At 71.3% G+C, this 18,558-nt stretch carries 19 protein-coding genes; 13 read left to right on the top strand and 6 right to left on the bottom strand.

The annotated features are described in order from the left end of the window. Positions 1–210 precede the first annotated feature (210 nt). Complete coding sequence (locus tag ACWD12_RS38885; protein WP_450103592.1) at positions 211–639, top strand: SgcJ/EcaC family oxidoreductase; 429 nt, start codon at positions 211–213, stop codon at positions 637–639. 1 nt (position 640) lies between these two features. Here ACWD12_RS38885 and ACWD12_RS38880 read toward each other — a convergent pair whose 3' ends face one another. Then, positions 641–841, bottom strand: a complete 201-nt coding sequence (locus ACWD12_RS38880; protein WP_450103591.1) for a hypothetical protein — start codon at positions 839–841, stop codon at positions 641–643. Positions 842–1,014: 173 nt separating this feature from the next. On the opposite strand from ACWD12_RS38880, the gene ACWD12_RS38875 reads away from it, so the two are divergent. Then, a complete protein-coding gene (locus ACWD12_RS38875) occupies positions 1,015–2,529 on the top strand; it encodes an FAD-binding oxidoreductase (RefSeq protein ID WP_450103590.1) in 1,515 nt (504 codons plus the stop codon). Positions 2,530–2,677: 148 nt separating this feature from the next. Continuing rightward, on the top strand, positions 2,678–3,535 hold the full coding sequence (locus ACWD12_RS38870) for a DUF899 family protein (RefSeq protein WP_450103589.1): 858 nt from the start codon (positions 2,678–2,680) through the stop codon (positions 3,533–3,535). 149 nt (positions 3,536–3,684) lie between these two features. Here ACWD12_RS38870 and ACWD12_RS38865 read toward each other — a convergent pair whose 3' ends face one another. Continuing rightward, on the bottom strand, positions 3,685–4,527 hold the full coding sequence (locus ACWD12_RS38865) for a hypothetical protein (RefSeq protein WP_450103588.1): 843 nt from the start codon (positions 4,525–4,527) through the stop codon (positions 3,685–3,687). Between the two features lie 269 nt (positions 4,528–4,796). Here ACWD12_RS38865 and ACWD12_RS38860 point away from each other — a divergent pair, with 269 nt between their 5' ends. The 5 genes from ACWD12_RS38860 to ACWD12_RS38840 all read left to right on the top strand — a co-directional run bounded on the left by ACWD12_RS38860 (position 4,797) and on the right by ACWD12_RS38840 (position 10,063). Continuing rightward, positions 4,797–6,065, top strand: a complete 1,269-nt coding sequence (locus ACWD12_RS38860; RefSeq protein WP_450103587.1) for a competence protein CoiA family protein — start codon at positions 4,797–4,799, stop codon at positions 6,063–6,065. A 301-nt stretch (positions 6,066–6,366) separates the two neighbouring features. After that, a complete protein-coding gene (locus tag ACWD12_RS38855; RefSeq protein WP_450103586.1) occupies positions 6,367–6,642 on the top strand; it encodes a hypothetical protein in 276 nt (91 codons plus the stop codon). A 45-nt stretch (positions 6,643–6,687) separates the two neighbouring features. After that, positions 6,688–8,013: a DUF2254 family protein gene (locus ACWD12_RS38850; RefSeq protein ID WP_450103585.1), complete on the top strand. Its 1,326-nt coding sequence runs from the start codon at positions 6,688–6,690 to the stop codon at positions 8,011–8,013. A gap of 178 nt (positions 8,014–8,191) precedes the next feature. Next, the gene (locus ACWD12_RS38845; protein WP_450103584.1) at positions 8,192–9,112 is read left to right on the top strand and encodes an SDR family NAD(P)-dependent oxidoreductase; all 921 of its coding nucleotides are present in this window, start codon (positions 8,192–8,194) and stop codon (positions 9,110–9,112) included. A gap of 183 nt (positions 9,113–9,295) precedes the next feature. Beyond that, positions 9,296–10,063, top strand: a complete 768-nt coding sequence (locus tag ACWD12_RS38840) for a dienelactone hydrolase family protein (protein WP_450103583.1) — start codon at positions 9,296–9,298, stop codon at positions 10,061–10,063. Between the two features lie 24 nt (positions 10,064–10,087). Here the strand turns inward: ACWD12_RS38840 and ACWD12_RS38835 are convergent, their stop codons facing one another. After that, the gene (locus ACWD12_RS38835) at positions 10,088–10,888 is read right to left on the bottom strand and encodes an enoyl-CoA hydratase/isomerase family protein (protein WP_450103582.1); all 801 of its coding nucleotides are present in this window, start codon (positions 10,886–10,888) and stop codon (positions 10,088–10,090) included. 199 nt (positions 10,889–11,087) lie between these two features. On the opposite strand from ACWD12_RS38835, the gene ACWD12_RS38830 reads away from it, so the two are divergent. Further along, positions 11,088–11,642 carry a lipase family protein gene (locus ACWD12_RS38830; protein ID WP_450103581.1) on the top strand — a complete coding sequence of 185 codons (555 nt, stop codon included), beginning with the start codon at positions 11,088–11,090 and terminating at the stop codon, positions 11,640–11,642. A 141-nt stretch (positions 11,643–11,783) separates the two neighbouring features. Here ACWD12_RS38830 and ACWD12_RS38825 read toward each other — a convergent pair whose 3' ends face one another. Beyond that, positions 11,784–12,428, bottom strand: coding sequence for a TetR/AcrR family transcriptional regulator (locus tag ACWD12_RS38825; protein WP_450103580.1), 645 nt, complete (start codon positions 12,426–12,428; stop codon positions 11,784–11,786). A gap of 332 nt (positions 12,429–12,760) precedes the next feature. Between ACWD12_RS38825 and ACWD12_RS38820 the strand changes: the two genes are divergently transcribed. After that, positions 12,761–14,233, top strand: coding sequence for an MDR family MFS transporter (locus tag ACWD12_RS38820; protein ID WP_450103579.1), 1,473 nt, complete (start codon positions 12,761–12,763; stop codon positions 14,231–14,233). A 67-nt stretch (positions 14,234–14,300) separates the two neighbouring features. On the opposite strand, the gene ACWD12_RS38815 is transcribed toward ACWD12_RS38820, so the two are convergent. Both ACWD12_RS38815 and ACWD12_RS38810 read right to left on the bottom strand, forming a co-directional pair. Then, positions 14,301–14,705 (bottom strand): hypothetical protein, encoded by a 405-nt coding sequence (locus tag ACWD12_RS38815; protein ID WP_358359143.1) that lies wholly within the window; start codon positions 14,703–14,705, stop codon positions 14,301–14,303. A 273-nt stretch (positions 14,706–14,978) separates the two neighbouring features. Beyond that, positions 14,979–15,713 carry an IclR family transcriptional regulator gene (locus ACWD12_RS38810; protein WP_450103594.1) on the bottom strand — a complete coding sequence of 245 codons (735 nt, stop codon included), beginning with the start codon at positions 15,711–15,713 and terminating at the stop codon, positions 14,979–14,981. Between the two features lie 160 nt (positions 15,714–15,873). Between ACWD12_RS38810 and ACWD12_RS38805 the strand changes: the two genes are divergently transcribed. From ACWD12_RS38805 to ACWD12_RS38795, 3 genes are all read left to right on the top strand, one after another. After that, entirely contained in the window at positions 15,874–16,905 is a 1,032-nt protein-coding gene (locus tag ACWD12_RS38805) for an acetaldehyde dehydrogenase (acetylating) (RefSeq protein ID WP_450103578.1), read from the top strand. Continuing rightward, positions 16,902–17,906, top strand: a complete 1,005-nt coding sequence (gene dmpG / locus ACWD12_RS38800) for a 4-hydroxy-2-oxovalerate aldolase (RefSeq protein ID WP_450103577.1) — start codon at positions 16,902–16,904, stop codon at positions 17,904–17,906. The genes ACWD12_RS38805 and dmpG overlap by 4 nt, the downstream gene beginning before the upstream one ends. A 67-nt stretch (positions 17,907–17,973) precedes the next feature. Beyond that, positions 17,974–18,501, top strand: coding sequence for a hypothetical protein (locus tag ACWD12_RS38795; protein ID WP_450103576.1), 528 nt, complete (start codon positions 17,974–17,976; stop codon positions 18,499–18,501). Positions 18,502–18,558: the final 57 nt, after the last annotated feature.

Genomic DNA, 18,558 nt, shown 5'->3' with positions numbered 1-18,558 from the left:
AGGTGGAACAGGCTCGACGCCTCCGGTAGGCCGCAGCCCCACCCCATCGACGACGCGCTTGCGACCTTCTACAACGTGGCGATGTACGCCTGACCGGTCCGGCAAGCTCCACATCTCACATGAGGCGCGGTGGCGACGCGGTGGGGAACCGCGCGATGATCACAGTCGGGGGACTGGGCAACATGGGAGAGCGTACGAATGGATCGTCCGGTGGTACCTGAACAGGTCGCGTCCGGCGAGGATCTGCGGGCAATCGACGAGGTCTTCGCGGAAATCCAGGCAGGGGTAAGCGAGTTCGACGCCGACCGAGTCGGCGCGCGGTTCACCGCCAACGCGTCGTTCACGACGCCGGCCGGGCAGCGGTTCGACGGCTGGGAAGCCGTCAATTCCCACCACCGCCGCCAACTCGCGAACCCGGTCGAGGGATTCCGTACGCGCATCGCCCTCGAACGCGTGACGTTCCCGGCACCCGACACCGCGGTCGTGTGCGTGCGGCAGAACGCGTCCACCGCGGCAGGCGACTTCGCCAACGCGGGCACCTGGGTCCTGGTCAAGCGGGACGGCGATTGGTGGGTGCACGCGGTCCACAACACCAACGTCGTGAACGTCCCCGGTCTCGGAGAGAGCGGCAACGCCTGAATCAGGTCCGGGGCGACGGGCGGCGGCTCAGCCGGCCTGGGCGCACGCCGATGGCCGCGAGGCCGAGGAGCAGGCCCGCGTACACGGCGCCGCGACCGCTGAAGGCCCGTTCGTCCGCCGCCGCGTCGCCGCCGAGCAACCGGTCGGCGGCGGGCAGCAGCCGCTGGTGCATCAGGTCGGTGGCCTCGCGGAGTTGCGGCAACCCGGGCGACGTCGGCGGCGCGTGGGCTCGTGCGCGCGTTTGCGTCGTTGCGACCGTTCGTATGAATCCCGTCCGGTGGCCCGCGGGTCGCAGGGACGTCCGGGCGTCGTCCTGACGACGATGACGGCACCGGGTGGTCGAACGGCTGCGCGGTCCACGGGAGGAGACCGTCGGTGCCGATCAGTCGTCGGGAGGTGCTGCGCCGGGGTGCGCAGGCCGCAGTGGTCGGTGCGGCCACCGCGTGGGCGGGCGGGCGCGCCGCGGCCGTGACCGCCGGAAGGCCGGCCGATGGACGCGGCGACGTCCCGGGCCCGGGTGCCTGGCGGCAGCTCGCGGCCGAACTCACCCCGGGCGCGGGGCTCTACCTCCCGGGCAGCGACGGATTCGGCGCGCTCGCGGTGCCCGACAACCGGCGTTATGCCGACGTGCTGCCGGCCGGCATCGTGGCCTGCGCGAGCGAGAGTGACGTCCAGGCCGCCGTCCGCTGGGCGACGGCGCACGGTGTGCCGTTCACGCCGCGCTCGGGCGGGCACAACTACGCCGGCTACTCGACCACCCGTGGCCTGCTCATCACCCTGCGCCGGATGAACACGGTGGCGGTCCAGGGCACTCGCCTGGCGCTCGGCGGCGGAGCCACCAACTCCGATGTGTACGCGGCACGTTCGGCGAACCTGTACTTTCCGGGCGGCCGTTGCCCCGGGGTGGGGGTCGCGGGCCTGACGCTGGGCGGCGGCCTCGGGTTCAACGACCGCAAGTGGGGGCTGACCTGCGACCGGCTGCGCGAGACCCGGGTGGTGCTCGCCGACGGGTCGCTGGTGCGCGCCGCCGAGAACGAGAACGCCGACCTGTTCTGGGCGCTGCGCGGCGGTGCGGGCGGCAACTTCGGCATCAACACCGGTTTCGTCTTCGATGCCACGCCGGTCGGCGAGCAGACGGCAACCGTGTTCGACCTGGCTTTTGACCTCGGCTCCGCGGTCACGGTGGTCGACCGCGTGCAGGAGATCCTGGCCGGTGACCGGGGCAACGACTTCGACGTACGGGTGGGCTTCAAGAACCCCGGCGACGGCCGCGACCCGGCCGTGGTGCTGCTCGGGCAGCGGCTCGGCACCGAGGACCGGCTGCGCGAGCTGATTGCCCCGCTGCTGGAACTGGGCCCGTCGAAGGCGTTCGTCGAGCAGCGCCAGTTCTGGTCCGCGCAGGACTACCTCATGGAGCAGCCGGGGCAGCCCAGCGCCGGCGCGTCCAGATCCCTGGTGCCGACCTGCCCGCTCGGCCCGCGGGCGGTCGAGCACATCGTCGAGTGGGTCCGCGGGTGGCGCCCGGGCGGTGCCGGCAATCCGGGCTACGTCACGCTGTTCGCGATGGGCGGCCGCAGCGCCGAACCCGCGCCGGGTGACACCGCCTACCCGCACCGCGCCGCGACGTACGTCATCGACATCGGTACGCACTGGACGCCCGGCACCGAGCCGGACACGGTCCAGGACCTGCTGGCCCAGACGCACGCCATGCACCGCATTCTGCGCCGCGAGCTGGCGACCTCGGCGGCGTACGTGAACTTCCCCGACCCCGACCTGCGGGACTGGCGGCACGCCTACTACGGGAGCAACTACGGCCGCCTGGTCGAGGTCAAGCGGCGCTACGACCCCGCCGGCGCGTTCCGCTACGACCAGGCGATCGGGAGCCACTGACCGCGCCGCCGGTGTCGCGGACCAGGCGCTGCCATCGGCTTCCCGGGAGACGGGTGGAGCGGGGTCGTGTTGCGCATGATGACGGTGTGGATCGGTGACAACGTTGGTGACCCGTTGTCGAAGCGAAGCGATTCCACAGGAGCCGAAGATGTCCGAGAACCCGAGCGCGGCGCAGCCGCCGGTAGTCGACCGTGCGGCTTTCGAGCGGCAGTTGGAGGGACTGCGGGCGCGGGAGAAGGCCCACACCCGTGAAGGCGACGCGATCGCGGCCGCACGCCGCAGGCTTCCGATGGTGGAGGTGGCCGCGGACAGCCCGCTGCTGGGCCCGAACGGCCCCACGACACTGCTGGACGCCTTCGAAGGGCGACGTCAGTTGATCGCCTACTACTTCATGTGGTGGCCCGGTCGGCCGGCCGCCGAGCAGTGCGAAGGCTGTACTTGGGTGATGAGCCACGTGGGTGAGCTGGCCTATCTGCACTCGCGTGACATCACCTTCGCCGTGTTCTCCCAGGGGCGAAACACCGCCTACGGCTTCGCTGATGCGCAGGCGTCGTACGACGAGAGCCTGCGGTACCGGGCCTTCATGGGCTGGGAGATGCCGTGGTACTCCGCGCAGCCCTCGCTCGACTCGCTTCTTGTCGGCCGGGAACTCGGCTTGTTCCACCTGGTGTGCTATCTGCGCGACGGCGACCGGGTCTTCGAGACGTATTGGACGAAACGCCGCGGGGCCGAGGCGGTGGACTACAGCTACGCACTCATGGATCTCACGGTGTACGGGCGTCAGGAGGACTGGGAGGACTCACCGGCAGGCTGGGAGCGCCGCGGGCATGCCACGCGGACCCTCGGCGGCGCCCCCGACTGGCCCCCGCTGTTGGAGTGGCCGGGGGGACGTCCCACGGCCCAGTGGCCGCGCGTCGCCGCCGCCCGCCCCGACAACCTGGACGCCAACGCCACTGCCCCCGCCGCCACCGACCGCCCGAAGACCGATCCCGGTCACTGCCACTGACCCGACCGCCGCCCGCATGCCAACGGCGCGCCGCCCGACAGCCGTTGGAACCCCTGCGCAAACGGACTGCCCGCACGGCTCCCGTTCCGAGCGGTACTGCCGCGGTTGCGGTACGGCGGAGTCGGTTCGGTCGCGGGGCGGGTCGGCCGTCAGCCGCGGACGGTGAAGCACACGAGGGTGCGTCCGTCGTCGGCGTACACGGACCAGAAGCGGCGGTTGTCCCCGGGGCCGGTAGGGCAGTTCGAGGTGTCGGCGCCGGTGGAGGGGACCTGGTAGGCGCCGGCGATGACGAGGACTTGGTTGTACGGCGCGGGCACCCGGGTGGCGTCGCATCGCACCGAGGTGGTGGTCCCGATGGAAGTGTTGTCGCCGTACTGCTCCGCGAGCACGCAGTAGTTCTTCACCCAGACCCGATTGAGGCACACGGCGGTGGTGTTTCCGGTCACGGACGAGGAGTAGGTCCACGCGTCCCGTCCGGGGCCCGACGGGCACGCCGAACTGCTGTCGGCGACACGCGTCACGAAGAAGAGTTCGCCGCGTTGGGTCTGGCAGGACACGGCGGGCGGTGGTGCGGGGACCACCCAGTCCTTGCCGTCCCGGTAGGTCGGAATGCACGTCCCCTGGGCAACTGCCCGGAAGGCGTCCTCGGTTGGGTCGGTGGGCCCGGGCTCGGCCCTGGGCTCAGACGCGGGCTCGGGCTCGGATTCCGGCGAGGGCTCGGCGGCTGGTGCTGTCTCCCCGCTGCCGTCGGAGGTGCGTTCCTGGTCGTCGGTGCTCCCGCCGGCGCCGCCGTCCGTGGAGCCGAGGTCGGGTACGGGGAGATCTCCCAGGTCGGGCCCGTCCGCACCGCCGGACCGTCCCGACGAGTCCGAGTTGCCGGAGGACCCGTTGTGGTGGGTGCCGCCTCCCCGGCGGTTGCAGCCCACCAGGAGCGCGGGCACCAGCAGCCATACAACGAGCCAAACCCACCTGCGTAAGCGCCTGTCAGTCATCCCGTCCCGTCCTCGTCCGCTTCCTCCGAAGCTCGCGAGCGTGACACAGCGGGGCCGCACGGGGCCAGGCCGGTTCTCCAAATTGACGGATACCCATCAGCCCGGCGCGGTCGAATTGTCGCCGGCGTCACCTGTATCGCCCGAAGGCCGCAAAGGAGGGGGCGACGCGGCATGGTTGACCACCTGGTCCCGTGCGTATCCGAAAGATCGAAAGTCGGGGGTGATTATGGGGTGTTGGGTGTTTCGCGTGCGGTTCGTATGCTCTTGTCATGGCCAACGGGGTGTGGCATGCGCAGCGCAAGATCAGTATCAACCTGACCCGCAGTGATCTCGGACATCCGGAAGTCGAGGGCCTGCTCGAGGAGATCACCGCGGGCGTCGCGGAGCGGGATCCGCGCATGCTCGAGTGCATGTCCCATCACCTGTACGGCGTGTGCGGGTCCGAACGGGTCGGCAAGTCGCACTGGATGTTCATCCGCCGAGGGCGCACCGGCGGCCGGCTCCGTTGGGTGGCCGCGCACTTGCCCGCGACGCACCGGGCCACGCCCGAGGAGAGCAACCGGCACCGCGCGACGAAGGAGCGCATCGCGGCGGCGGCCGCCGCGCGGGGGTTGGATGTCGAGGTCGAGGCCCGGACCTCCGACGGGCACGGGGTGCTCGACGCCCTGGTGACCGGGCCCGGTGGCATACGCGTGGGCTGGGAGGTCCAGTACGCGCCGGTCTCCGCGGGCAGCGTACGGCGGCGCTCGGAGACAACCGTGCGCAACGGGGCCATCCCGTCGTGGGTGACGCACGATGCCAGGTCGGAAGTCATCGACCGGGCGCCGTGGGCACGCATCGACGACATGCCGTGGCAGGACATCGCCAACGGGCGCGAGCTCATGGTCCGCAGTGGTGTCCGGCACCTCCAGATGTGGCGGTGCACGCCCAGGAGCGACTGGACCTGCCCGTACCACCGCGGCACCTGCGGGGCGTGGCACCACGCCTGGATGGCGCCCGCGCAGTGCCGCCCCGCGAAGGACAACACGACGATCGACGAACTGGTGGTCTCGACCGCGTGCGGGGAGCACGTCCCACATTTCATCCGCAGCCGCGGCCGGGGCCGGTCGGGCTTCCACATGTGGGTCGCGCCGAAGGAGCTGGACGCCTGGCGCGGCCTCGAAGGCATCGAGGACGCCGAGCCCGGGCAGGACGGCGGGGACGAGGCCGAGGAGATCGACTACCCGGACGAGGACATCGACCTGGACTGCCACTGGGGTGAGAGGGCGATCCACCGCAACGGCGCCGGGCCCCTGCGAGACCTCGCCGATCCGCACGCCCCGTTCCGGGCAGCCACCGACTCGACGCCTCGGTCGGGGACCGTCGACCTCGACCGATTCCGGCTCAGCGACGCGGAGCGCCGAGCGGCGGCGGTACTCCTGGACTGCCCGGGCTGGGAAGTCGGGCCGTGCGCCGGCTGCGGCGACTCGATGCACCGCTACGGCCGCAACGCGGGCATGTACTGCGCCACCTGCCGCTGGATCCGCAATCCCGCGTGAACCGGGCTTGCCGCCCCGGCTGGCGTCACCCGGGATCGATCACGCCGTGTGGGTGTGACCACGGTGTCGGGTGGCGGGATCCGCGTACCCGTATTCAGCGGCTGAGCTGCGCGGAGCTCCGCGCCTTCGGAAGCGTGCTGAATCAGGAGCGCGGACACGCGTGCGCCTAAGTGCGATATGTGGCAAATAGTGCAAATCTATCGCCATGGCTTCGGCGCCCAAGCCGGTCCACACGCCGGTCGCGCAGCAGCAGGCGGCACGCCATGGGTGTACGGCCACGGGCTGTGAACCGGGAGGAAGTATGGGATGCGGCTGCCTGTTCGGCCTGCTCGCCGCGCTGTCCCCACGCCTTGCCCTGATCCTGGTGTGGCTGTTCACCGACCTGGTCGACCGGGCGTGGGCCGGGGTCATCGTGCCGCTGCTGGGCCTGATCTTCTTCCCGCTCGCGACCCTGATGTACGTCCTGGCCTACCGGCCCTCCGCCGGCGTGAGCGGTGTGGGGTGGGTGCTGGTCGCGGTCGGCTTCGCCATCGACCTCTCCTCGACCGGCGCTCTGGCGCGCTCCCGCCGCGGGTGACCGACACCCACGATCCCCTGGGCAGACGACAAGACGGGAGCACCGATGGACGTCGAGCGGGTCCGGCCGCCTCGCGCGCGGAGCCGCGGGTCGGCGCAATTCGAGAAGGGTGGACGCCCGGGTTCCCTGGCGATCATCCTCGGAGGGGCGGTGCTCGGCTGGGTGCTGCCCAATCTCGAAGCCCATCTGCCGTCGACCGGACTGGGGTTCGACGTATCCACGGCCCAAGCCGCGCTCGGTGCCATCGCGGCCGCCATGATCACCCTCGCCGGCTTCGTGCTGACCGCCGTCACCCTCGTCATCCAGACCATCCAGGCGATGTCGCCCCGACTGGTCGGCGCACTGCACTACTTCGGACGTTTCCTCACCGTCTTCGCGCTGCTGGTGGGCACCGCCCTGTACGCGCTGGTAGCCCTCAGCCAGGTCGGCTCCGACGAAACCCCGCGCCTGGCCGTCACGTTCGCGGTGGCCCTGGTGCTGTTCGACGCCATCGTGGTCCTCGGCATGCTCGCCTCCCTGCGCTCGGTCGTCACCGGCGGCGGGCTCTCGCGCGCGGTCGGCGACCGCCTGCACCACGTTGTCGACGCCGTGTACCCCACGCCTCGGGAACCGGCCGCCCTTCCGCGGTCCGACTCGCGCGCCGTCGACCGGCCGCCGGTCGACGTCCACTTCCGCGGCCGTCCGGGCACTGTGCGCTCGCTGGACGAGAAGGAACTTGTGCGCCTGGCTGCCCACGCCGGGTGCACGATCGAAATGACCGTCACCGTCGGCGATTTCGTGGGCACCGAGGCACGCGTCGCGCGCATCCTGGTACCGCGCGGCGGCGACGTACCGCAGGACTTGCCGTCCCTGGTCTCCGGCGCGGTGCGGTGCGGCCCGACGCGCACCTTCGAGCAGGATCCGGCGTACGGCGTGCGCCTGCTCGCGGACATCGCCATCCGCGCGCTGTCCCCGGCGGTCAACGATCCCACCACCGCCGTGCAGGCCCTGGACCAGATCGAGGACGCGCTCCTGAAGCTGTCCGGGCGCGCCCTGGGAACGTTCGGGCTGGTCGACGACGCCGGCGCGATCCGCGTCCGCTGCCCTGCGCCGAGTTGGCGCGACCTGGTGGCTCTGGGGCTCGACGAGATCCTCCTCTACGGCGCCGCGAATCCCCAAGTGGCGCGTCGAGTAAGGGCGTTGGCCGAGCGGACTGCCGCCCATGCCCCGGAGGTCCGCCGTCCGCCGCTGCTGGAACGCCTCGTGGTCCTGGACCGGCTGACCCGACGCGCCGCCCCGGACCCGCACTTCCAGGCCCTCGCCGGCGTGGCCGACCCCCAGGGACTCGGCGGTCCGACAGGCGGGGGAGTGCTGCCGTCGGGACCGGCCTGAGGTCGACCGCAATCACGCCTGACGAAGTGGCCGACCGAGATCTTTCGTGGTCGGCCGTCCTCCGCGCATCACCGCCCCCGCAAGGGAGTTCCCGTTGATCTCGGCGTCAATAGAATGTATACAATAGCCAATCCACAATGCCGTGGGTCGCCGATGGCGAGTGCTGGAGGGGAACGTCATGGGACTTCTGGACGGCAAGGTGGCGGTGGTGACCGGCGCGGGCCGGGGCATCGGTCGCGCGCACGCGCTGGAACTGGCCCGGCAGGGCGCCCGCGTACTGGTCAACGACCTCGGCGGCAGCGTGCGCGGCGAAGGCGCGGGCAACGCCGCGGACACCACGGTGAAATTGATCGAGGAGCGGGGCGGCACGGCGCGCGTCCACTACGGGGATGTCGCCGACCATGACCAGGCCGGTGACATGATCGCGTGCGCGGTCGACACGTACGGTTCCCTGGACATCCTGGTCAACAACGCCGGGATCGTCCGCGACGCGGCGATCTGGAACATGCCCCGCGAGGACTTCGACGCCGTACTGCGCGTCCACGTCGCGGGCACCTGGTCACCGTGCCACCACGCGGCCGCGTACTGGCGCCGGCGCGCCAAGGAGAACCCGGCCTCGACGGGGCGCATCGTCAACACCACCTCCGGAGCCGGCCTCGGCGGCAACTTCGGCCAGACCGGGTACGCCGCCGCAAAGGCCGCCATCGTCGGCATGACCCTCACCCTGGCCCTAGAACTGCGGCGCTCGGGCGTGACCGTCAACGCCGTCGGCCCCTCGGGCCTGACCAGGATCACCGCGACGATGCCCGGGGCCGGCGAGGTGATCGAGCCCGAGGACGTCGCCGACGACGCGTGGCACCCGATGGACCCGTCCAACAGTTCGCCGCTGGTCGCGTGGCTCGCGAGCGACGAGGCGCACTACGTCACCGGTCAGGTCATCCGGTCCATCGAGGACCGCATCATCTGGATGCAGGGCTGGCGCGAGCGCAAGTCCACCGCGGCGGGCGGCCGCCGCTGGGACGCGGCGGAAATCGGCGAACGCATGGCGACCGACATCTTCGAGACCCGCGGCGCGGGCCTGCGCTTCGACCCCGCCTGAGGCCCATCGCTCCACGGCCCGAACGATCCCGTGCGGCGGCACCGCATTCGCATGCGTACCCGCGGGACCGGGTGATCGGAAGCCCTCGGTTGTCGGCTTCGACCGGGGGTGCTGGATCTTTGCGAGCTGTGCCCTTAGCGTCGCGGCCGTGTGTTTGTTCCGGCTTGGTGAGAGGGCCCGCCGATGACCGTTGTCCGGGGACTTGCCGTCGAGGTGCCAACCCATGACGGGACGGCCGATGCCTATCTGGCGCATCCCGACGACGGCGCCGCGCATCCCGGGGTGCTGCTCTGGATGGACGCCTTCGGCATCCGTCCCGCGCTCAAGCGCATGGCCGACCGGCTCGCCGCGGCCGGGTACGCGGTGCTGCTGCCCAACGCGTTCTACCGCAAGGGCCCGGCGCCGGTACTGGAGCTGCCGGCGCACATCGGTGCGGGGGAGCGCGCCGCGTTGATCCCGCGGATCATCCCGATGGTGCAGGGGCTGACGCCGGAGTCGGCGATGCGGGACGCCGACAGCTCTCTCACCTGGCTCGCCGCCCGCCCGGAGACCGCCGACGCGCCGGTCGGGGTCACCGGATACTGCATGGGTGCCGCGCTGGCGCTGCGTACGGCCGGGGCCTATCCGGACCGGGTGGCCGCCGCGGCCAGGTTCCACGGCTCGCACCTGGCGTCCGAGGCGCCCGACAGCCCGCACCTGTCGGCCGAACGGATCACCGCCGAGCTGTATTTCGGGCACGGCGACCAGGACCCCTCCATGCCGCCCGAGCAGGTCGAACGCCTCGCCGCGGCGCTGACCGCCGCGGGCGTCCGCCATCGCGCCGAGGTCTACACCGGGGCCCTGCACGGCTACACGCAGGTCGACACCGACTCCTACGACGAGCGGGCGGCGGAGCGCCATTGGGAGGCCCTGCTCGATCTGTTCGGGCGTACGTTGCGCGCTTCCCCGTGAGTGGGGCCCGTGGGGCGCGGAGGGTCACGACCCCCAGATGGGCGGGCGTCCTTCGGCGAAGGCCTTCGCCGCCTCGATGATGTCGCCGCTTGTGCCCGCGAGGATCTGGGTGCGGTTCTCCAGGTGGACGGCGTACTCGAAGCTCGGCGCGTCGAGGTTGGCCCACATGACCTCCTTGGTCATGGCCAGCCCGAACGGGCTGTAGGACAGGAGCGTACGGGCGGTCTCCAGCGCCGCGTCGAGGGCCTCTCCGTCGTCGACGACGCGCGCGACCAGTCCCATGCGCTCGGCCTCGACGGCGTCGAACTCCCGCCCGGTAATCATGAGTTCATGAGCCCGAGAGCCGCCGATCAGGCGGGGAAGGGTGTAGCTGACGCCCATCTCGCAACCGCTGACCCCGAGCTTGACCGCCTGCACGCTGAGCCGCGCCGAGCGGACCGCGATGCGCAGGTCGCAGGCACACGCCAAGGCCAGCCCGCCGCCGAAGGCCGGGCCGTTGATCGCCGCGATCACCGGCTGCGGGATGCGGCGCAGATGCGGCCCCAGGTCCGCGATGTGCGCCTGTGAGCGCATGCCCCCGGCGGGTGGGCGCAGCCCGGCCGACACCGACGACGGGCCGATCCCGCGCAGGTCGAGTCCGGAGCAGAAGCCCCGGCCCGCGCCGGTGAGCACGGCCACGCGTACCGAGTTGTCGGCGCCGACCTCGTCCAGGGCGGCGTGCAGGTCGTCGACGAGTTCGAAGGACAGGGCGTTCAGCCGCTCCGGCCGGTCCAGTGTGACGACCGCGATACCGGCTTCGGGCCGCTCGACACGCACCATCGACATATTCGTCCTCCGCTTTCGCCGACCGCCCAGGGGCCTGGGCACGCGACCGGTCCAGTGCCGCGGCCGTACGCCCGGAGGCGCGCGTCGGCACGGAATCGATCACAACGCATCACCCCTACAGGCACCGACGTGCGGATTCAAGGAAAGGCGGCGGCCCGGCAGCCCCTCTTCCGGCCGGTCCCGGGGTGTTCCGGCCCCCATGAGCCGCTTCGTCCACTGCGGCTTCAACCAGGCTCTCGCCTCCGTCTACCCCGAAGTCCGGGACGCGATCCACGAGTTGCGCGGCGACGGGCAGACCGTCTGGTTCACCGGGCACAGCCTCGGCGGCGCGCCCGCGATGCTCGCCGGCGCCCGGCTGTACTTCGGAGACCCCCGGCAACTCCCCGACGGCGTCTACACCTTCGGTCAGCCGCGCACGTGCGAACAGCAACTCGCCCGCGCCCACAAGCAGGCGTTCGACCGCCGCAGCTACCGCTTCGTCAACAACGACATCGTCCCCCAGGTCCCCCCGGCGCCCGTGTTCACGCACGTCGACGCGCTGCGCTACTTCGACGCGGACGGCAAGCTCCACGACTCCATGCCCGTGGTCTCCGGCCTGGTCGACCACGCCCGCGGCCTCACCGCCGACCCGTTCGCCCCGGCCTCGGACGGCGTCAGGGACCACTTCATCGGCAACTACCTGGCCGCGTTCGCCAAGAACCTTCCGCAGGCCACCGGCGACCGCGGACAACGCCTGGGACCCCTGCACCTGTAGGCAACGCCGGCGGTGTGTGGCCCGCCCGCAGCCGCACGCCGCCGGGTCCGCTGCGGACCACACGTCGTACGCGCGTGTCAAGCCTTCGGCCTTGAGGGCGACGGGGCTGCGAGCGGACGCGAGGGGGCGCGAGGGGGCGCGTCACCGTTCGGCAGTGACGCCGGTGCTGAGGTCGGCGCCGCGGCCGACGGGCGCGAGGGGCCGGAGCGCCTCCATCGCGTGGTCGAGGAAGGCACCCATCTGCGCGGAGGTGCCCTCGCCGCACAATGCCTGGCGTACCGCCGCTTGGATGCATGCGAACGCCGCACCCACCAGCGCACTGAGCACCAGGGTGTCCGGAATGGCACCCGGATCCCGGGCGACGGCGCGGGCGGCGAGGCGCTGGGCCAGTTGCTCCTGGATGCGGTGCACTCGCTCCAATTGGGCGGCGAGCAGGGAGGGGCAGCTCTCGATGATCTCCTGGAGCGCCCGGTCGCGTCCGGTGTCGTCGGTGAGGTGGGCGATGAAGACGTCGAAGCAGGAGCGGAGCGAGTCCCACTCGGGTTCGTCGAGGGGACGCGAGTTCAGGCGGGCGAACAACTCCTCGCCCTGCCGGTCGAACTTCTCCAGCACGACGTCTTCCTTCGACGCGAAGTACCGGAAGAAGCTGCGCTGCGACATGCCGACGGCAGTGGCGATCTCGTCGACCGTCGTCTCGTTGAACCCCTTTGCGAGGAACAGGTCCTCCGCGGCCTCCGCGATGCGGACTCGCACGGCTTGCCGGGACAGTTCGCGCAAACTGCTCATGAACTGAACGTTAGCAGCTGACGCGACTTGCAGTGACTGCCGCGTTGAGGGGGCGGAGCGCCCGGTTCGACGCCCGGCTCGGCAGTCGGTTCGGCAGTGGGTTCGGCAGGTGGTTCGGGGCTCCGGGTGGCCGCCGCCCGTGCGGGGAGCGCGGTCGCGTGGACCGAGCTGAACCGAGCTGGACCGGGCTGGACCGGGCCGGACCCGGACCCTTTTGGCAGTCGCTGACACCAAGGACATAAACTGCCTTGCTTGGGGTCTCGATCCGCCTCGGCGCGGTTCCGCCGCCTCGACCGTACGAAAGAAAGGCGAGCACTCCCGTGGAACACAGTGTGGGTCTGGCAGAGGCGACCGAAGGGGGCGCCCCGGCGGACGAGGCGATGCCCCGCCACGTCAAGATCGCGATCGGCCTGCCGATCATGGCCGCCTTCGTGATGATCCTCAACGAGACCGTCATGAGCGTCGCGCTGCCGAAGCTCATGGACGAGTTCTCCGTCAACGCCTCGTCCGCCCAGTGGCTGACGACCGGCTACCTCCTCACGATGGCCGTGGTCATCCCGACGAGCGGGCTGATCCTCCAGCGGTTCACCACACGGGCCGTCTTCCTGAGCGCGACGTCGCTGTTCGCCGCAGGCACCCTGCTCGCCGGCATCGCGCCCGCCTTCGGGGTGCTGCTCGTCGCGCGCGTCATCCAGGCATCCGGGACCGCCCTGATACTGCCGCTGCTGATGACGACGATCATGACGCTCGTGCCGGCCGCCCGGCGCGGCCGGACCATGGGCCTCGTGACGATCGTGATCGCCGTCGCCCCGGCCGTCGGCCCGACGTTCTCCGGACTCATCCTGAAGTCCCTCAGCTGGCGCTGGCTGTTCCTGTCCGTGCTGCCGATCGCGGTGCTGGCGCTCGTCGTCGGCGCCGTCATGGTCCGCAATGCCGGAGAGCCGAAGCCCGTACGGTTCGACCCGCTTTCGGTCCTCCTGTCGGCGGTCGCCTTCGGCGGGCTGATCTACGGCCTGAGCGCGATCGGCGAGTCGGCCGCCGGCCACGCGCCGGTCCCGCCCGCCGTACCGCTCGTCATCGGCGCGGTCGCGCTCGCCCTGTTCGTCCTCCGGCAGATGAGCCTCCAGCGGGACGACGCCGCCCTGCTGGACCTGCGGACGTTCCGGACCCGCTCGTTCGTCGTCGGCATCATCGTGCTGCTCTTCGCGATGGCGGCTCTGTTCGGTGCGCTCATCCTGCTGCCGCTCTACCTCCAGAACGTGCGCGACCTGAGCACCCTCAAGACCGGCTTGACCCTGCTGCCCGGCGGCCTGGCCATGGGCCTGTGCGGCCCGGTGGTCGGCCGCCTCGCCGACCGCTTCGGCCCCCGGCCCCTCGTCATCCCCGGCACCATGATCATGGCCGCCGGCCTCGGGATGATGGGCGCCATCGACCTCCACACGCACATCGCCTACGTCATCACGACCCACGTCCTCACCTGCATCGGTATCGGCTTCGCCATGACCCCGCTGATGACCTCGGCGCTGGGGTCGCTGGACGCCCACCTGTACTCGCACGGCAGCGCCATCCTCAACACGCTCCAGCAGTTCTCCGGCGCCGCGGGCACCGCGCTCTTCGTCACGGTCATGACCAAGAGCGCCAACAGCAGTGCCGATTCGGGGGCCACCTCGGTCGAGGCCCAGGCCACGGGCATTCAGGACGCCTTCCTGTGGGGCGCGGGCCTCGGCATCCTGGCGGTGGCCGTCTCCTTCCTCGTCCGCGGGACGAACGGCTCGTCCAAGATGGAAGCCGCTCCCGTCCACTGACGTGCGCCGTCGTCGTCCGGGTTCCTGCGGCGCCGCCGCGGGAACCCGGACGGGCAAAGCCGGTCCGTCAGGCGTAGTCGGTGATCCATCCGCTGCAGGACCCGCGGGTGTTGCCCTTGTAGACGCAGGCCCGGAACTGCACCATCCACCGTTCCGGGACGTTCAGGTCCACATCGAGGGTGTAGCCGACCCCGACCGTGTTGCGTGCGCGGTACAGCGGGTCGGAGTTCCCGATGTAGTACTCGGCGACGACGGCCATGCCGTCCTGCTTGAAGTCGCGTACGTAGAGGTGCTCGCCGTAGGACTTGAACCGGACTTCGCCGGCCGGGGTGCCGTTGGTGAAGACGGTCGCGCGGACCAGGGGTTCGCAGGTGGTGCATTCGGCGCTCGCCGGGGAGGCGAGGACCGTCGCGCCGCCCGCCAGCACCGCCGTGGTGCTGAGGACGCTCAGGATTTTGCTGCGCAGCTTCATGGAAGCCCACCTCGTGTGGGATGGCCGCCGGAGGCGGCGTGCTACAGGGAGGATGGACCGTGAGGCAGAGGGCCTCATGATCCCGACCGCGCGATCGTGACGGGAACGATAGGACCAACCCGGCTGCCCGCGATACGGCCCCGATGCACCGTTTTCCGCCCGCCATTGGGTGTTGGCGCACCACCTCCCGGCGGCGGGTCGGCGAGGCGTCCGCCGCCCGGGTTGCGCAGGCGGCGAGCTGCGCGGTGCCTGCCGACGAGGCTCTGCGCTCGCTCAGGACAGCGCGTCGCGCCGGGCCAGGACCGTGCCCAGGGCGGTCGCCGCGGCGCGTACCGCCGCGACGTGCGCCTCGGGGCGGAAGCGCGGTGACGGCCCGGCCACGCTGATCGCCGCCACGGGCTCGTCGTCCGGGCCGAGGACGGGCGCGGCCACACACGCCAGGCCGACGGCGGACTCCTCGTGCTCGAAGGCCACGCCCGCCTCCACCACCGCGTCCAACTGGCGGCGGAGCTTCCCCGGCGCGACCACGGTGTGCGGCGTGCGGCGCGGCAGCGGGCCGGCGAGCACCTCGCGGCGCAGACCGTCGCCGGCGTACGCGAGCAACGCCTTGCCGATGGCCGTGCAGTGCATCGGCATGCGGCCGCCGAGCCGGGACGGGCTGCGTGCCTGCCGGTGCCCGCCGATCTTGGCGATGTACACGACCTCGGTTCCCTCGCGAACGCCGAGGTGCACGATCTCGTGGGTGCGTTCGTACAGGTCCTGGAGGAACGGCATCGCCAGTTCGAGCAGGCCACGCTCCACCGAAGCGCGCATGCCGAGCTCGAACAGCGTGCCGCTGAGCCGGTATCCGTCCGGCAGCCGGTCCAGCAGCCGCAGGGCCACCAACTCCGCGGCGAGCCGGTGCACCGTGGCCTTGTGCAGGCCGGTACGCCGGACCAACTCGGCGAGCGGGACCGCGCGGTCGTCGGCGGCGAAGGCCTCCAGGATCGCGGCCGCCTTGCTCAGCACGCTGTTGCGATCGGGGTCCCGGCTGGGGGTGGGGTCGCGGTCGCGGGCAGGGGCGGGGCCGGTGGGCGCGCGGTCGGGGGTGGCGGACACCGGCCCAGCGTATTGCTCAGCGAGACGAATTGCTTGCGACCCCCTTCGGCTGATGCCGACGATATGGGCCATGAACAGCACTTTCACCGATGCCGACGAGGGGGGACTCGTGAGCAGGACCAAAGTCGCGGTCATCGGGTCGGGCAACATCGGCACCGACCTGATGATCAAGGTGATGCGTACCGGCGAGCACCTGGAGATGGGTGCGATGGTGGGCATCGACCCGGACTCGGACGGCCTGGCCCGCGCGCGTCGGCTCGGCGTACCGACCACCCACGAGGGGGTCGACGGGCTCATCGCGCTGCCCGGCTTCGACGACATCGACATCGTCTTCGACGCCACCTCGGCGAAGGCGCACGAGCACAACGCGGCCCGGCTCCGGCCGTTCGGCAAGCTGCTCGTCGACCTTACGCCCGCCGCCCTCGGGCCGTACGTCGTCCCCGCGGTCAACCTCGAGCAACACCTCGACGCGACCAACGTGAACATGGTGACCTGCGGCGGCCAGGCGACCATCCCGGTCGTCGCGGCGATCTGCGGCGTCGCCCCGGTCGAGTACGCCGAGATCGTGGCGTCCATCGCCTCCAAGTCCGCCGGGCCCGGCACCCGCGCGAACATCGACGAGTTCACCGAGACGACCTCGGCCGCGATCGTCGAGGTCGGCGGCGCGCGGCGCGGCAAGGCGATCATCGTCCTCAACCCGGCCGAGCCGCCGCTGATCATGCGCGACACCGTCTTCGCCCTGGTACGCGCACCCGAACCGAACGCCGCTGAAGACATCCGCCGCGCGGTCGCGTCGATGGTGGCGTCCGTCGCCGAGTACGTGCCCGGCTACCGGCTCAAGCAGGAGGTCCAGGTCACCGCGGTGCCCGACGACCAGCCGCTGGAGACCCTGGTCGCGCCGGGCGCCGACCGGCCGACCCACCAGGTCTCGGTGTTCCTGGAAGTGGAGGGCGCCGCGCACTACCTGCCCGCGTACGCCGGAAACCTCGACATCATGACCTCGGCCGCACTCCGGGTCGGCGACCGGATCGCGGCCCGCCGCGCCGCCGCACGCGCCGCCCTCCGCGCCACCGACCGGCACCCCCAGGAGGCCACCCCGTGAGCACCCCGATCTTCGTCCAGGACGTCACCCTGCGGGACGGCATGCACGCGGTCCGGCACCGGATCTCCACCGAGGACGTCAAGCGGATCGTCGCGGCACTCGACCGGGCCGGCGTGGACGCCGTCGAAGTGGCGCACGGCGACGGACTCGCCGGGAGCTCACTCAACTACGGCCCCGGCTCGCACAGCGACTGGGCCTGGATCGAGGCGGCGGCCTCCGTGCTGGAGCGGGCCCGGCTGACCACCCTGCTGCTGCCGGGCGTCGGCACCATCCGCGAGCTGCGGCAGGCGTACGACCTCGGGGTGCGCTCGGTCCGCGTGGCCACCCACTGCACCGAGGCCGACATCTCGGCCCAGCACATCGCGGCCGCCCGCGAACTCGGCATGGACGTCTCCGGGTTCCTGATGCTCTCGCACATGGCACCGCCGGCCGAACTGGCGGAGCAGGCACGGCTGATGGAGTCGTACGGCGCGCACTGCGTCTACGTCACCGACTCCGGTGGCCGGCTCACCATGAACGACGTGGCCGCGCGGGTCCGCGCGTACCGCGACGTGCTGCGGCCCGAGACCGAGATCGGCATCCACGCGCACGAGAACCTCTCGCTGTCGGTGGCGAATTCGGTGGTGGCGGTGGAGAACGGCTGCTTCCGCGTGGACGCGTCGCTCGCGGGCCATGGCGCGGGGGCGGGCAACTGCCCTCTGGAGGCGTTCGTCGCGGTCGCGGACCTGTCCGAATTCGAGCACCGCTGCGACTTGTTCGCGTTGCAGGACGCCGCCGACGACCTGGTCCGCCCCCTCCAGGACCGGCCGGTCCGCGTCGACCGCGAGACCCTCACCCTCGGCTACGCCGGCGTCTACTCCTCCTTCCTCCGCCACGCCGAAGCCGCCTCGGAACGCTACGGCGTCGACGTACGCGACCTGCTCATGGAATGCGGCCGCCGCCGCCTCGTCGGCGGCCAGGAGGACATGATCGTCGACATCGCCCTCACTCTGACCCGCTGACCGACTCGCATACCTCGAACTCACGTGACCGTGCGTGGCTTTGTTGGGGGTGCGTACGCTCGGGCTTATGGCTCGGTTCGGCCTTGCACAGGTGACTCGGTCTCTGGCCTCCTGCCCGGTCGACGGGTTTGTCGACGGTGACGGGTGGCGTGACATCGCGCTGTCCTTGATACGCCTTGGCTGCGACTGGCCGGCTCTCGGGGAACTTGCGGCGGGGGCGTCGTCGCAGCAGGTTGTCGACGGCTTGGTTGCCCGGCTTGCCGTCGAAGTCGGCCAGGGCATGGGGGACTTGGCCGTGCCGCCTTTCTGGGACACCGTCTGCGGGCTGGTCGCCCGCTCCTGGCGTCTGGAGGCATGCCTCGCAATCACCGCGGTGTACCGCCTGGATGGACTGTGGTGGACGGCCCGCGACTTCGACAGGTCCGCCGCCCGGGGCCTGGAGCTCATTCGGCAGGGCATGACGCTGAAGGAGCTTTCGGACCACGTCGACGTCAGCCGCGACGCGGCCGAACTGCTGACCGAGGCGGACCGGCTCGTCCCCGACGATGTGCGGGACGCTCCGTTCTGCGAAATCGTCCTCGAAGCTCTCCGGTGACGGGCAGCGACGGGCGGACAGCAGTGCCGGCGGAGGGTGCCCCGGTCTGGTGGTCGG

It is taken from the genome of Streptodolium elevatio, from assembly GCF_053592165.1.
Note: the sequence above shows the minus strand (reverse complement) of the source record. Positions and strands in the feature narration are given on the sequence as shown.